General features: G+C 71.5%; 12 protein-coding genes. 7 read left to right on the top strand and 5 right to left on the bottom strand.

The window, feature by feature from the left end; all coding sequences use genetic code 11:
- Positions 1-17 precede the first annotated feature (17 nt).
- Positions 18-1,451 (bottom strand): M6 family metalloprotease domain-containing protein, encoded by a 1,434-nt coding sequence (locus OG199_RS26250; protein WP_405831548.1) that lies wholly within the window; start codon positions 1,449-1,451, stop codon positions 18-20.
- 336 nt (positions 1,452-1,787) lie between these two features.
- Here OG199_RS26250 and OG199_RS26245 point away from each other — a divergent pair, with 336 nt between their 5' ends.
- Positions 1,788-3,713, top strand: coding sequence for a putative bifunctional diguanylate cyclase/phosphodiesterase (locus tag OG199_RS26245; protein ID WP_405831546.1), 1,926 nt, complete (start codon positions 1,788-1,790; stop codon positions 3,711-3,713).
- Here the strand turns inward: OG199_RS26245 and OG199_RS26240 are convergent.
- The 3 genes from OG199_RS26240 to OG199_RS26230 all read right to left on the bottom strand — a co-directional run bounded on the left by OG199_RS26240 (position 3,704) and on the right by OG199_RS26230 (position 6,725).
- Positions 3,704-4,855, bottom strand: coding sequence for an LLM class flavin-dependent oxidoreductase (locus OG199_RS26240; RefSeq protein WP_405831544.1), 1,152 nt, complete (start codon positions 4,853-4,855; stop codon positions 3,704-3,706). The two genes, OG199_RS26245 and OG199_RS26240, sit on opposite strands and share 10 nt — an antisense overlap.
- A 314-nt stretch (positions 4,856-5,169) precedes the next feature.
- The gene (locus OG199_RS26235; protein WP_356797378.1) at positions 5,170-5,901 is read right to left on the bottom strand and encodes a decarboxylase; all 732 of its coding nucleotides are present in this window, start codon (positions 5,899-5,901) and stop codon (positions 5,170-5,172) included.
- Positions 5,898-6,725, bottom strand: a complete 828-nt coding sequence (locus OG199_RS26230) for an aspartate/glutamate racemase family protein (RefSeq protein WP_405831542.1) — start codon at positions 6,723-6,725, stop codon at positions 5,898-5,900. The genes OG199_RS26235 and OG199_RS26230 overlap by 4 nt, the downstream gene beginning before the upstream one ends.
- A gap of 374 nt (positions 6,726-7,099) precedes the next feature.
- Here OG199_RS26230 and OG199_RS26225 point away from each other — a divergent pair, with 374 nt between their 5' ends.
- Positions 7,100-8,089, top strand: coding sequence for a D-2-hydroxyacid dehydrogenase (locus tag OG199_RS26225; RefSeq protein WP_356797374.1), 990 nt, complete (start codon positions 7,100-7,102; stop codon positions 8,087-8,089).
- Between the two features lie 29 nt (positions 8,090-8,118).
- The gene (locus OG199_RS26220) at positions 8,119-9,540 is read left to right on the top strand and encodes an amidase (RefSeq protein WP_405831539.1); all 1,422 of its coding nucleotides are present in this window, start codon (positions 8,119-8,121) and stop codon (positions 9,538-9,540) included.
- Here the strand turns inward: OG199_RS26220 and OG199_RS26215 are convergent.
- Complete coding sequence (locus OG199_RS26215) at positions 9,521-10,015, bottom strand: DUF3830 family protein (protein ID WP_356797494.1); 495 nt, start codon at positions 10,013-10,015, stop codon at positions 9,521-9,523. The genes OG199_RS26220 and OG199_RS26215 overlap by 20 nt on opposite strands.
- Positions 10,016-10,124: 109 nt before the next feature.
- On the opposite strand from OG199_RS26215, the gene ehuB reads away from it, so the two are divergent.
- From ehuB to ehuA, 4 genes are read left to right on the top strand one after another with little or no spacing between them, the layout of a single operon-like run.
- Positions 10,125-11,057, top strand: coding sequence for an ectoine/hydroxyectoine ABC transporter substrate-binding protein EhuB (gene ehuB / locus OG199_RS26210; RefSeq protein WP_356797370.1), 933 nt, complete (start codon positions 10,125-10,127; stop codon positions 11,055-11,057).
- Positions 11,054-11,782 (top strand): ectoine/hydroxyectoine ABC transporter permease subunit EhuC, encoded by a 729-nt coding sequence (gene ehuC, locus OG199_RS26205; protein WP_356797368.1) that lies wholly within the window; start codon positions 11,054-11,056, stop codon positions 11,780-11,782. Before ehuB ends, ehuC begins: the two co-directional genes overlap by 4 nt.
- Positions 11,783-11,816: 34 nt before the next feature.
- Positions 11,817-12,467, top strand: a complete 651-nt coding sequence (gene ehuD, locus OG199_RS26200; protein ID WP_168528279.1) for an ectoine/hydroxyectoine ABC transporter permease subunit EhuD — start codon at positions 11,817-11,819, stop codon at positions 12,465-12,467.
- The gene (gene ehuA, locus OG199_RS26195; protein WP_356797366.1) at positions 12,457-13,242 is read left to right on the top strand and encodes an ectoine/hydroxyectoine ABC transporter ATP-binding protein EhuA; all 786 of its coding nucleotides are present in this window, start codon (positions 12,457-12,459) and stop codon (positions 13,240-13,242) included. The genes ehuD and ehuA overlap by 11 nt, the downstream gene beginning before the upstream one ends.
- Positions 13,243-13,399 lie beyond the last annotated feature (157 nt).

The raw sequence follows: 13,399 nt of genomic DNA, 5'->3' as shown, positions 1-13,399 counted from the left end.
GCCATGTCCGCAGGGGTTCAGCCCGTCGTGATCTTCACCGTCCACTCCCCCGCGGCCGTCCAGTCCTCCACCTCGACGCGCACCTTCTCGCCGGGGACCGTGAAGCTCTCGCCGAGCCCTACCGGCGCGTCCGCGAGCGGCGGGTAGACCGACTCGCCCCAGCAGGACTCGGAGTGCGGGTGGGCGTCGATGACCTGGATCGGGCCGTCACCGGACGCGGCCTCGCTGCGGACGCGGTAGACGAGGATGCCCTGCGTGCAGGTCGTACCGTCGTTGCCCGCCGAGCCACGCGCCTCGAAGGCGAGCGCGCTCTCGGGCCCCGTACGGACGACCGCCAGCTTGGTGCCGCGCCCGGAGCCGAAGACCGGTAGGCCGGCGCCGACCGGCCCGGGACCGGAAGCGCCGCCGGGTGCGCCGCCGGAAGCGCCGGAGGTGTCCGCTTCCGCAGCGACCCCGGCCGCCGGAGCCCCCGCCGCGCCCACCCCGGCCGCCGGCGGCCCCGCGCCCAGCGGCTCCAGCGTCAGCCGTGTGCTCCCGTGGGCGCCCACGCACGCCACCTGCCGCGGCTCCAGCCACCCCAGCTTCCACTTGTGCCAGCCGAACAGGTCCGGCGCGAGGCCGAACTGGCTGCCCATGAGGTCCCAGTCGCCGACGTACGTGTCCCAGTCGCCCTTGTCGTCGGAGGGGCGGTGGTAGAGGTCGGGCAGGTCGAAGACGTGCCCCGTCTCATGGGCGAGGACGAGCCGGTCCGGCGGGTGCTTCTCGAAGACCGTGACGACGCGGCTGATGTCCTTGCCGTCGGCCCGCAGGGGGGTGTCGAGGTTGACGACCTTGGTCGCGTCGGAGTCGACGCCCGGCGCGTCCGGATCGGCGACGAAGTAGACGATGTCGTAGCGCGAGAAGTCGACCTGCCGGTCGGCCGCACCGATCGCGTCGCGCAGATAGGCGGCGCGGCGCGTGGCGTTCCAGTCGCGCCGCATGGCGTACGAGGTGGAGGAGTGCGGCATCCGGATCCAGTCGTGCTGGGCATGCGGACGCAGCGTGAACCTGCCGTAGGAGGCCCGCTCGAAGAAGCGGCTGGTGGAAGGGAAGTAATCGGCCGTCAGTTCGGCGGGCGTGGTGCGCGGCCGGGAGTCGGGGAAGGACAGGAAGACCAGCACCGCGTCGAGGGGACGGATGGGGCGCGGGTAGGCGGCGTTCCACGCGTCCAGGCCCTCCGAGTGGTGGGCGTCGGTCCGCTTCAGGGCGCAGGGGGCGAAGAGGGGTTCGGCGAGGGCGGGGCCCGTCACCAGGGACGTCGCGACCACCGCCGCCAGCGAGGTGAACGCGGCCGCGGTACTGCGCCAGCGGGAGGCCCCTTGGGGAGCGAGACCCAGCAGGAGCTCACGGGCGAGACTCCTCAGGGGGAGCTGACGCGGCACGTCGACCTCCGGATGCGGCTTTCGGGACACCACACCCAGCTTGGGTAGATTCGTACTACTTCGCCCTGTTTGTCTGCACCAGAAGAGTGAGGGGTCGCATGCCACCGACACCCCGGCCGACACCCCGAACACTCACGGAACGTCACATATGATCGCCTGACGAAGGATCCGGTCCAGATGCAGGCAGAAACGATCTGTCAGAACCGGTGGTTGTTCCGGGACACTGGAGAGTGGCTGCAAGGCCCCGAGACCAACCTCTATGATCGGCACACTTTCCTGCACGGACACGGCTTGTTCGGCCGTCCAGCACCGGCCGACCACTCCGAGAGACCCATACGAAGAACGAGTGCTTTGCGGGAGCGAGCGGTGAGCGGAACGTCCGAAGGGCCGGCGCCCGCGGCAGACCTCGACCGGCCGGCCGTCACAGAACGTCACACCACTACATCTCCTCGTACGTCCGCCGGATCGTCTTCCGGCGCGTCCGCCCCATCCGGCTCCCCATCCGGCTCGTACGTCCCGGCGGAACTGCTCACCGACCCGGCGGGGCCTCCCGGGACGTCCCCGCGTACGTTTCGCGCCGCCTTCGCCGCGGCGCCGCTCCCGATGGCCGTGGTCGACCGGGAGGGTCAGGTCGTCACCGCCAACGAGTCACTGGGCGCACTGCTCGGCTTCGGATCCGGCGCGCTCACCGGGCGGATCGCCGCCGATCTGGTGGACCTCGCCTCCGACGCCCGCACCTGGCACGCCTACCGGGAGGTGCTGCGCGGCCGGCAGGCCCGGCTGCGCTGCACCCGGCGGCTGAAGCACCCCGACGGGCACTCGCTGTGGGTCAAAGTGACGGTCGCTCCGCTGCCGCCGGGCGAGGAGGCGGTGCTGCTGTCCGTCACGGACCTCAGCCCCCGCCGTGAACTCCAGGCGCGGCTACGGCACTTGCAGATGCACGACCCGGTGACCCGGCTGCCCAACCGCACCCTGTTCTTCGAACGTCTGACGTCCGCGCTGGAGGCGGAGGCGTACGAGGAGGGCGGCACCGGCCGGATCGGGCTCTGCTATCTGGACCTGGACGGGTTCAAGGCGGTCAACGACACGCTCGGCCACCGGGTGGGCGACCGACTGCTCGCCGCCGTCGCCGAGCGACTGACGCGGTGCGCCGACGCGGCCGGCTCCGGCAGAGCGGCCACTCCGCTGGTGGCCCGGCTGGGCGGCGACGAGTTCGCGCTGCTCGTCGAGGACTCCACGGGCACCGACCAACTGGCGGACCTCGCCGGGTCCGTCCTGACGTCACTTCAGGCGCCGTTCGACCTCTCCGGCCGGCGACTGTCGCTCTCCGCGTCGATCGGGGTCGTCGAACGCCGCGCCGCCGGGACGACCGCGACCGGTCTGATGCAGGCCGCGGACACGACGCTGTACTGGGCGAAGGCGGACGGCAAAGGCCGCTGGACACTCTTCGACCCGGAGCGCAACGCCCACCGCATGACCCGCCAGGCACTCGCCTCCACCCTCCGGGCGGCCGTCGAGCGGGATGAATTCGCCCTGGAGTACCAGCCGTTGGTGGGCATGGAGGACGGCGGCGTACGCGGAGTCGAGGCGCTCGTGCGCTGGAACCACCCGCAGTTCGGGTTGCTGACGCCGAATCGGTTCATCGGGCTGGCCGAGGAGGACGGTTCGATCGTGCAGCTCGGCCGCTGGGTGCTGGCCACCGCCTGCCGGCAGGCGCGCCGCTGGCAGCTGGACCATCCGGACGCGCCGCCGATCTTCGTCAGCGTCAATGTCGCCGTACGGCAGGTGTGGGACTCCGACCTGGTCGCGGACGTCGGGGAGATCCTCGCGGAGACCGGCCTCGCCCCGCAGCTGCTCCAGCTGGAGCTGACCGAGTCGGCGGTGATGGGCTCGGCGGGCCGGCCGCTGCAGGCCCTGCAGTCCCTCAGCGACATGGGCGTGCGTATCGCCATCGACGACTTCGGCACCGGCTACTCGAACCTCGCCTACCTCAGCCGGCTGCCGGTCTCCGTCCTGAAGCTGGACGGTTCCTTCGTCCGCGGCTTCCAGTACGACACCCACGACGGCGGCTCCGCCCGGCCCAGTCCCGCCGACGAGGTCATCGTCGAGGCGCTCATCCAGCTCGCCCACCGGCTGGGCCTGACGGTCACCGCCGAGTGCGTGGAGACCGCCTCCCAGGCGTCCCGGCTGCGCGGCATCGGCTGCGACACCGGGCAGGGGTGGCTGTACTCCCGCCCGGTGGCGCCGGACCGTATCTCCGCGCTGCTGACGGCGGCCTGCGCTCAGGCCTGAGCGCCCTGCTCGGCCAGGCCCGCCGGGGCCTCCTGGCCGGCCCGGGCCTTCGGCAGCCCGTAGGCGTCCGCGATCAGTTCGTACGAGCGCAGGCGTACGTCGCCGCTGTGGGCGTTGCCCGTGATCATCAGCTCGTCGGCGCCGGTGCGCTTGTGGAGGTCATCGAGACCGGCGCGGACCTCGTCGGCGGTGCCGTGGATGACGTTGGCGTTCCAGGAGGTGATGAACTCCCGCTCCATCGGCGAGAAGGTGTACGCCTCCGCCTCCTCCGGGGTCGGGACCAGGCCGGGGCGTCCGGTCCGCAGGCGCACCATGTTCAGCGCGGCGGCCATCACCTGACGGCGGGCCTCGTTCTCGTCGTCCGTGGCGAGGGCGGAGACTCCGATCAGGGCGTACGGGGAGTCCAGCACCTCGCTCGGCCGGAAGGACTCTCGGTACAGGTCCAGGGCCGGGATGGTGTTCTGCGCCGAGAAGTGGTGCGCGAAGGCGAACGGGAGGCCGAGGACACCGGCCAGGCGGGCGCTGAAGCCGGAGGAACCGAGGAGCCAGATCGGGGGGCGGTGCGGGGACTGGACGCCGCCGGGCGAGGTGGCCTGCACCGGGCCGGGCACGGCGTGGATACGGCCGTAGGGGTGACCGTCGGGGAAGTCGTCGTCCAGGAAACGGGTCAGCTCCGCGAGCTGCTGGGGGAAGTCGTCTGCGCCTTCACCCGGGTGGTCGGTGCGGCGCAGGGCCGCCGCGGTGGCGCCGTCCGTGCCGGGGGCGCGGCCGAGGCCCAGGTCCACCCGGCCCGGGGCCATGGCCTCCAGGGTTCCGAACTGCTCCGCGATGACCAGGGGGGCGTGGTTCGGGAGCATGACGCCGCCGGAGCCGAGGCGGATGCGGGTGGTGTGGGCGGCCAGGTGGGCGAGGATCACGGCCGGAGAGGACGAGGCCACGCCCGGCATGGAGTGGTGCTCGGCGACCCAGTAGCGGTGGAAGCCGCGGGATTCCGCGAGGCGGGAGATGGCGACGCTGGTGCGGAGGGCATCGGTGGCGGTGCGGCCGGCGCCCACGGTGACCAGGTCCAGCACGGAGAGGGGTACGGGGGCGGTGCCCTGTGCGGTGCCTCGGATCTCGTCCGTGTCGTCCGTCGCGTCCACCGGGGTGCCTCCTGATTGCGTACGTGATGCGGTCCTTCGTGGTGGAACAGGAGACAGTCCCCGCTTATTCCCGCCCACCGGCCTTTCCTCGCCCCCGCCGCCCCTGCCCGACCCGTCCCCGGGGGCCGCGCCCCGGACCCCACCAAGGGGCAAGCGCCCCCTGGACCCCCGGATCGCCCGAAGGGCTCGTCCTCAAGCGCCGGACGGGCTGGATATGCCGGCCTGGGCTGCGGATTTTCTAGCCCGTCCGGCGATCGAGGACGAGGCCGTCCAGGCCGAACGGGGGTCTGAGGGCGCGGCCCCCAGGGACGGGGTCAGGACTGGACCAGGGGCTCCCTGGTGAAGAGGGTGCCGAGCGCGGGCGCGTTGACGCGGCGGTCCGCCAGCCGCAGTGCCTCCCAGACGCTGACCTGATTGGCGGTGAGGACCGGCTTCCCCAGCTCCTTCTCCAGTGCCGTCAGATGAGCGACCGTGTGCAGTGCCGTGTCCGGCAGAAGCACCGCATCGGCGTCGGAATGATCCCCGTCCCGGGCCAGCGCGAACACCTCCGCCTCACCCCACGTCCCGACCTCGGCCCCCGTCACGATCCCGGACGCCCGCACCGAGACCACCTCGGCCCCGGCCTTCCGGAGAAAGTCCGCGAAGAGTTCGGCCACGTCGTCCGGATACGTCGCGGCGACAGCGACCCGTCGCGCCCCGATCTCCTGCACGGCGTGCGCGAAGCCGAAGGACGTCGAGGAGGCCGGCAGGCCCGCCGCACGGGCCAGGGAGCGCACCTGTTCGTGCGCGCCCTCCCAGCCGTACACGAAACTGCCGCTGGTGCACGCCCAGACCACCGCCTCGGCCCCGGACAGCCGCAGCTCCTCGACGCCGGGCGAGAGCCGCGCCAGGGAGCCCATCTCGCGCAGGGCGTCCACCCGGTGCGCGTCCTCACCGATGTCCGTGTGGATCAACGGCAGCCGGATGTCGCTGCCCAGGAGTTGCTCCATACGCGGGTAGTCGTCCTCGGCCGAGTGGCCCGGGTAGAGGAATCCGAGTGCGGTCATGTCCAGCCTTCCTGTTCTTCCGGCAGTACGGGAGCCCGGTGCGCGGACTGTCCCCCGGAACCGGAGGGGCGGGGAAGGTGTCCCCGGACCAGCCGCTGGCGCGGGCCCACTGCCCGGGTACCCAGATGACGCAGCGCGGCCCACATCGTCACCTGGTTGGCCGAGATGACCGGGATGTTCAGTTCCGTCTCCAGCCGGGCGATGACGTCGTACGTCGGCAGATTGGTGCAGCTGATGAAGAGCGCGTCCGCCGGGCCGTTCCGGACGGCGCGGTGGGCCATGTCGACCACGTCGCGGTAGGGCACCTTCCAAATATGCCTGGTCAGGCCCATGAAGGCACGCCCGGTGACCTCCGCGCCCGCCTCGGCGAGGTACTCCTCCAGGGACTGGGTGACCGAGACCGTGTACGGCGTGACCAGCGCGATCCGGCGTGCGCCCAGCTCGGCCAGGGCCTCCAGCAGCGCCCCGGACGTGGTCAGCGAGGCCACCTCGCCCGCCCGCCTCATGGCCTCGCACATCGCCTGCTCGCCCGCGACCCCGCCCACGAAACTGCCCGAGGTGCACGCGTACGCCACGACCTCGGGCGCGACGGCGTTCAGCGCCCGGACCGCGTCGCCGAGCGTCTCGTGCTCGGAGACCAGGCGCGCCAGGTCCAGGCTGACCTCGACCGGCACGAACGGGGTGCGCGTGACGTGCAGGGAGACGTCGTCCGGGACCCAGCGCCACAGTTCCCGGTCGAGAGCGAAGTCGAAGGGGGCGACGACGCCCACCCCACGCTGCGGGCGGGGACCGCCCAGAAACGAGATGTCCAGGGAGACGTCCATGGCAGCACCGGCCTCACGAAGGCGAACGCGGACGACGAGACGAGGGGAGGAACAAGGAGGAGCGACGAAGAGCGAGGACGAGCGAGGAGGAGCGGGAACGGCGGTGGGGCAGGGCGGGGCGGAACACGGGACCCACGCGGAGGCGTCGACGGACAACAGACCGTGCGCGCGACCGTGTTGACGAAGGTAGGTTCGGGTGCGAGCGTGGTCAATCCGCGCATCTCAGACGGCTACGGCCCCGCCCGCTCCCCCGGCTTCGCCCCCCTCGGCCGCGTCTCGCGCACGCCCGGCCCCGCACGCTCGTCCCCGCAGGTTCGTCCTCTCAGGAAAGCGGACTCGCATTGCGAAACGGTTTCCCCCGCACGCCCCGCCCGGTGTCCGCGACCGCGTCCACGCCGCTGTCCGCCGCCGCGTCCGCGGACCGCGCCACGCTGCTCGTCCTGGACGCCGACCCGCTCCCCCGCCTCGGCAGGCTCACCGGCCGGGTGCGGATCGAGCACGCCGACGAGTCGACGCTCGCCGAGCGGCTGCCGCGCGCGGACGTGCTGCTGGTCTGGGACTTCACCTCGCGGGCGGTACGGCGTGCCTGGCCGGGCGAGGGCCGGCGGCCGCGCTGGGTGCACACGGCGAGCGCGGGCGTCGACCATCTGCTGTGTCCCGAACTCGCCTCGTCCGACACAGTGGTGACCAACGCGCGGGGCATCTTCGACCGGCCGATCGCCGAGTACGTCGCCGCCCTGGTGCTGGCGATGGCGAAGGACCTGCCGCGGACCTGGGACCTGCAGGGACGGCGGGAGTGGCGGCACCGGGAGTCGCAGCGGGTGGCGGGCACCCGCGCGTGCGTGGTCGGCTCCGGGCCGATCGGGCGGGCGATCGTCAAGTCGCTCAAGGCACTTGAGGTGACGACGGCGCTGGTGGGACGCACCCCGAGGACCGGGATCCACGGACCCGAGGAACTCGACCGGCTGATGGCACGCGCCGACTGGGTCATCTCGGCGGCGCCGCTCACCGAGGCCACGTACGGCATGTTCGACGCGCGGCGCTTCGGGATGATGCAGCCGTCGGCCCGCTTCGTCAACGTCGGGCGCGGGCCGCTGGTCGTCGAGGACGCGCTCGCCGAGGCCCTGTCGAAACGGTGGATCGCCGGCGCGGCCCTCGATGTCTTCCAGCACGAGCCGCTCGGTCCGGACAGCCCGCTGTGGGACGTTCCCGGCCTGATCGTGTCACCGCACATGAGCGGGGACACGGTCGGCTGGCGGGACGAACTCGGCGCGCAGTTCGTGGAGATGTACGAGCGCTGGGAGGCGGGCAGACCGCTGCCGAACGTGGTGGACAAGAAACGCGGGTACGTGCCCGGACACTGAACCGCCGAACTTCCTGGAGGGGCAGGCCGATGACCGAACTCACCGAGCTGACCGCGGTCCAACTCGTCGACGGCTATCGCAAGGGCGAGTTCGGCCCGGTGGACGCGACACGGGCCGCGCTGCGCAGGGCCGAGGAGGTGCAGCCGGCCGTGAACGCGTTCGTCCGCCTCGACGCGGACACGGCGCTCGCGCAGGCCGCGGAGTCCGCGGACCGGTGGCGGCGGGGCGAGCCCGTGGGGCTGCTGGACGGCGTTCCGGTCTCCGTCAAGGACATCCTGCTGCTGCGCGGCGGCCCGACCCTGCGGGGCTCGAAGACCGTCTCCCCGGCGGGCGACTGGGACGAGGACGCGCCGTCCGTCGCCCGGCTGCGCGAGCACGGCGCCGTCTTCCTCGGCAAGACGACGACACCCGAGTTCGGCTGGAAGGGCGTCACCGACTCACCGCTGTCGGGGATCACGCGCAACCCCTACGACGTGTCGCGCACGGCGGGCGGCTCCAGCGGCGGCAGCGCGGCGGCCGTCGCGCTGGGAGCGGGACCGCTGGCACTGGGCACGGACGGGGGCGGCAGTGTGCGCATCCCGGCCGCCTTCTGCGGGATCTTCGCGCTGAAGCCGACGTACGGGAGGGTGCCGCTGTATCCGGCGAGCCCCTTCGGGACGCTCTCGCACGTGGGGCCGATGACCCGGGACGCCGCCGACGCGGCGCTGATGATGGACGTGATCAGCGGGCCCGACGCGCGGGACTGGTCGGCGCTCGGGCCGGTCGGCGGTTCCTTCGTGGACGCGCTGGACGACGGGGTGCGCGGACTGAGGGTCGCCTACTCGCCGTCCCTCGGCGGGCAGGTCGCGGTCCGGCCGGACGTCGCGGCGGCCGTGCGGCGGGCTGTGGAACGGCTCGCGGACCTGGGCGCGTACGTCGTGGAGGCGGACCCCGACGTCAGGGACCCCATGGACGCGTTCCACGCCCTGTGGTTCGGCGGCGCGGCCCGGGTGGTCCAGCACCTCGCGCCGCGCCGGCGGGAACTGCTGGACCCCGCCCTCCGGGAGATCTGCCGGCAGGGCACACGCCTCAGCGGCCTGGACCATCTGGCCGCCGTGGACGTCCGGATGGACCTGGGCCGCCGCACGGGCCGCTTCCACGAGTCGTACGACGTGCTGGTGACGCCGACGGTGCCGATCACCGCGTTCGAGGCGGGCGCCGAGGTCCCGAAGGGTTCCGGACACCGGCGCTGGACGGGGTGGACCCCGTTCACGTACCCCTTCAACATGACGCAGCAGCCCGCGGCGTCGGTGCCGGTCGGTAGCGACGCCGCGGGGCTGCCCGTCGGCCTGCAGATCGTCGCCGCCCGCCACCGTGACGACCTGGTCCTGCGGACGGCGCACGCGCTGTACAGGGCGGGGGCGGCCGGGGTCGCCGCGCCGCCCGTCCTCGCTACGCCCGCCGGAAGCTGAGGCTCTCCCCCAGCGCGCCGGAGCGCCACAGGTCGTTGCAGGCCTCGGCCATGGTGTCGAGGCCTTCGACGATCTGGCCCCAGACGATGCCCGGCACCCAGCCCACGTCACCGTTGATCAGCAGGTTGTTGCGTTCGTAGAACAACGCGAGGTCGACGACCGTGGTGCCGGGGCGCACCTCGGTGTCGTAGCCGTACGCCTTGGTGCCCAGCTCGGTGCCCGCGAAGGCGAAGTAGCAGAGGTCGCCGGGGACGGGGGTGACCGTGGGGTTCTCCAGCGGGGGTTCGGTCGCCGCGAAGGGCGGGAACAGGGCGTAGATCTCGTTGCGCGCGTACTTGGCGTGATATACGTCACCGGCCAGGGGGAGGGCGTCCCACACCGCCGCGCAGGTGAGGGGTGCCCGCTCGTCGAGCAGTCTGGCCGTGCAGTGGACTCCCCGCTTGACCAGGGAGACTTCGATGTGCCGGTCGGTCATGCGCTCGGTCATGCGTTCCATGGTCTCGCCGGGGTCAAGGGCGCCTCGTCGACGGTCGGGGCGCACGGTGGCCGGAATGGATCGCGTGGTCCCGGGTAGCCGCGCCGCCATGGCTCCACCACTACGCAATGACGGAAGCGACGGGAACGGTGCGCGGACACGCGGCCCGAGCCGGCGTGCGCTGCTCACGGGCGTCTCGGCGCTCGGCGCGGTCGGCGCGCTGGGTGCCGCGGGCTGCAGCCGGGTGGCCACGGCCGCCGGCACGGACGGCGGCGATCTCCTCGGCCGGCTGAGGGCGCAGGGCGTCGTGCGGCTGGGCATCGCGGGCGAGATCCCGTTCGGCTACATCGACAGGAACGGTGAACTGACCGGAGAGGCGCCCGAACTCGCGAAGGCGGTCTTCAAGCGCCTGGGGGTCGACCGGGTCCAGCCGGTCCCCACCGAGTTCGGCTCGCTCATCCCCGGCCTCAACTCGCAGCAGTTCGACGTCGTGTCCGCCGGGATGTACATCAACGCCGAGCGGTGCGAGCAGGTCATCTTCGCCGACCCCGACTACCAGATGCTCGACGCGTTCATCGTGCGCAAGGGCAATCCGAAGGCCCTGCACGACTACAAGGACGTCGTGGCGAAGAAGGCCAGGTTCGCGACGGGCACCGGGTACGCCGAGATCCAGTACGCCGTCGAGGCCGGGTACAAGGAGAGCGACATCCTGATCGTGCCCGACCAGGTCGCCGGGCTGAACGCCGTCGAGGCGGGGCGCGTCGACGTCTTCGCCGGGACCGCGCTGACCGTCCGCGAGGTGGTGCGGAAGTCCCGCAAGGCGGAGAGCACGAAACCCTTCGCGCCGCTGGTCAAGGGCAAGCCGCACGTCGACGGCGGCGGCTTCGCGTTCCGTTCGGCCGAGACGCGGCTGCGGGACGCCTTCAACGGGGAGCTGCGGAAGATGAAGAAGAGCGGCGAACTGTTCCGCATTCTGCGGCCGTTCGGCTTCACCAGGGCCGAGATGACCGACATGACCGCGAAGGAGCTCTGCCGCGAATGACCCCGGGACTCTGGGAACTCGTACTCAAGGGGATCTGGGTCACCCTCCAGCTGCTGTTCCTCGGCTCGCTGGTGGCGGGGGCCGTCTCCTTCGTGGTGGGCGTCGCGCGTACCTCCCGGCGGTGGATCGTCCGCTTCCTCGCGGGCCTCTACACCGAGGTGTTCCGCGGGACCTCCGCACTGATCATGATCTTCTGGGTGTACTTCGTGCTGCCGCTCGCCTTCGGCTGGCAGCTCGTCCCGCTGTGGGCGGGCACGCTGGCGCTGGGGCTGACGTACGGGGCGTACGGCAGCGAGATCGTGCGCGGCGCCCTGAACGCCGTCGACCCCGCCCAGCGCGAGGGCGGCATCGCGCTCAGCTTCACGCCCTGGCAGCGGATGCGGCTGATCCTGCTCCCGCAGGCGATACCCGAGATGATCCCCTCCTTCTGCAACCTGCTGGTCGAGCTGCTCAAGGGCACGGCCCTGGTCTCGATCATGGGTATGGGCGATCTGGCCTTCAGCGGCAACCTGGTGCGGCTCGCGCTCCAGGAGAGCGCGGAGATCTACGCGTACATCCTGCTGATCTACTTCGTGATCGCCTTCGTGATCACCCGGCTGATGCGCGTCCTGGAGCGGCGGCTGAAGGCCGGGCTCGGCAGGGCGCCCGAGGGCCGTGTCCTCGCCCGGGAGCCGCGGCGCGCCGGGGCGAGCGGAGTGGGCGCGGCGAGCGGAGGTGCCTCATGACCCGGTACAGGACAGCCGATGACGGAGGTGTCGCATGACGTGGGACTGGAGCGCGGTCGGTGACTTCATGCCGCTCTTCCGGGACGGGCTGCTGGTCACCCTGAAGGCGCTGGCCCTCGGCTCGTTGATCTCCTTCGCCCTCGGACTGGTGTGGGCGCTGCTGATGCGGGCGCCGACCCGCTGGGTGCGCTGGCCGGTGGGGGCCGTCACGGAGTTCGTGCGCAACACCCCGCTGCTGGTGCAGCTGTTCTTCCTCTTCTACGTGCTGCCCGAGTGGAACATCACGTTCTCCGCGCTGACCACCGGGGTCGTCGCGATCGGGCTGCACTACTCGACGTACACGATGCAGGTCTACCGGGCCGGTATCGAGGGCGTACCGGCCGGCCAGTGGGAAGCGGCCACGGCACTCAACCTGCCCCTGCGGCGCACCTGGACCGCGGTGATCCTGCCGCAGGCGATCCGCCGGGTGGTGCCCGCGCTGGGCAACTACGTCATATCGATGCTCAAGGACACCCCGATGCTGATGGCGATCACGGTCCTGGAGATGCTCGGCGAGGCGCGGCTGTACTCGCAGGAGCACTTCCAGTTCACCGAGCCCCTCACGGTCATCGGGGTGGCCTTCATCCTCATTTCCTATCCGGCTTCCCTCCTTCTGCGAGCCCTGGAGCGACGTCTTGTCCGTTGACATCGACAACCAGACCCCCGACACCCCCCACCAGGAGACCCAGGAGCTGATCCGGTTCGACAAGGTCACCAAGCGCTTCGGGGACAACACCGTCCTGGACGGGCTCGACTTCCGCGTCGACCCCGGCAAGCACGTCACGCTGATCGGGCCCTCGGGCTCCGGCAAGACGACGATCCTGCGGCTGCTGATGACCCTGGCCAAGCCCGACGAGGGGACGATCACGGTGGCCGGGGAGCGGCTCTTCCCGGCCGGGGAGAAGCAGGTCCGTGAGGTCCGCAAAAAGATCGGGATGGTCTTCCAGCAGTTCAACCTGTTCCCGAACATGAAGGTGCTCCGCAACATCACCGAGGCGCCGGTCACCGTCCTCGGCCTGTCCAGGGACGAGGCCGAGGAACGGGCCCGTGAGCTGCTCGACCTGGTGGGCCTCGCGGACAAGTGCGACGCCTATCCGAGCCAGTTGTCCGGCGGTCAGCAGCAGCGGGTCGCGATCGCGCGGGCGCTGGCGATGCGGCCGCAGGTGCTGCTGCTGGACGAGGTGACGTCCGCGCTCGACCCCGAGCTGGTCGCGGGTGTCCTCGACGTCCTCCGTGACATCGCCCGCACCACCGACATCACCATGCTCTGCGTGACCCACGAGATGAATTTCGCCCGTGACATCTCGGACCAGGTGCTGATGTTCGATTCCGGCCATGTCATCGAGGCCGGGTCGCCGGAGCGGATATTCGGCGATCCGGAGCACGAGAGGACCCGGGAATTCCTCAGCGCGGTCCTGTGACTACAAGCAGTGAACGCGGGAAGGTGCGAGGTCCGGCCCCCGGGGCATGCCCGACGGGCCATGACCTTGGCATATGCCAGGGTGTCACGCCGCTGCTGAGAGCACCGCGGGGGACGAACATTCTGGTCAACAGCCCCTCCTTGTCCACCGTTTGACA

Origin of the sequence: Streptomyces sp. NBC_01176 (assembly GCF_045039825.1) — a bacterium.
Taxonomy (GTDB): Bacteria; Actinomycetota; Actinomycetes; order Streptomycetales; family Streptomycetaceae; genus Streptomyces.
This window is presented reverse-complemented; position numbering and strand designations above follow the sequence as displayed.

Bases quoted from the DNA above. Each gene is read 5' to 3' on its own strand.
- ehuB (WP_356797370.1), top strand. From the start codon at position 10,125: ATGGCTCCACCACTACGCAATGACGGAAGCGACGGGAACGGTGCGCGG.
- ehuD (WP_168528279.1), top strand. From the start codon at position 11,817: ATGACGTGGGACTGGAGCGCGGTCGGTGACTTCATGCCGCTCTTCCGG.
- OG199_RS26220 (WP_405831539.1), top strand. From the start codon at position 8,119: ATGACCGAACTCACCGAGCTGACCGCGGTCCAACTCGTCGACGGCTAT.
- OG199_RS26230 (WP_405831542.1), bottom strand. From the start codon at position 6,725: ATGGACGTCTCCCTGGACATCTCGTTTCTGGGCGGTCCCCGCCCGCAG.
- OG199_RS26215 (WP_356797494.1), bottom strand. From the start codon at position 10,015: ATGACCGACCGGCACATCGAAGTCTCCCTGGTCAAGCGGGGAGTCCAC.
- OG199_RS26235 (WP_356797378.1), bottom strand. From the start codon at position 5,901: ATGACCGCACTCGGATTCCTCTACCCGGGCCACTCGGCCGAGGACGAC.
- ehuC (WP_356797368.1), top strand. From the start codon at position 11,054: ATGACCCCGGGACTCTGGGAACTCGTACTCAAGGGGATCTGGGTCACC.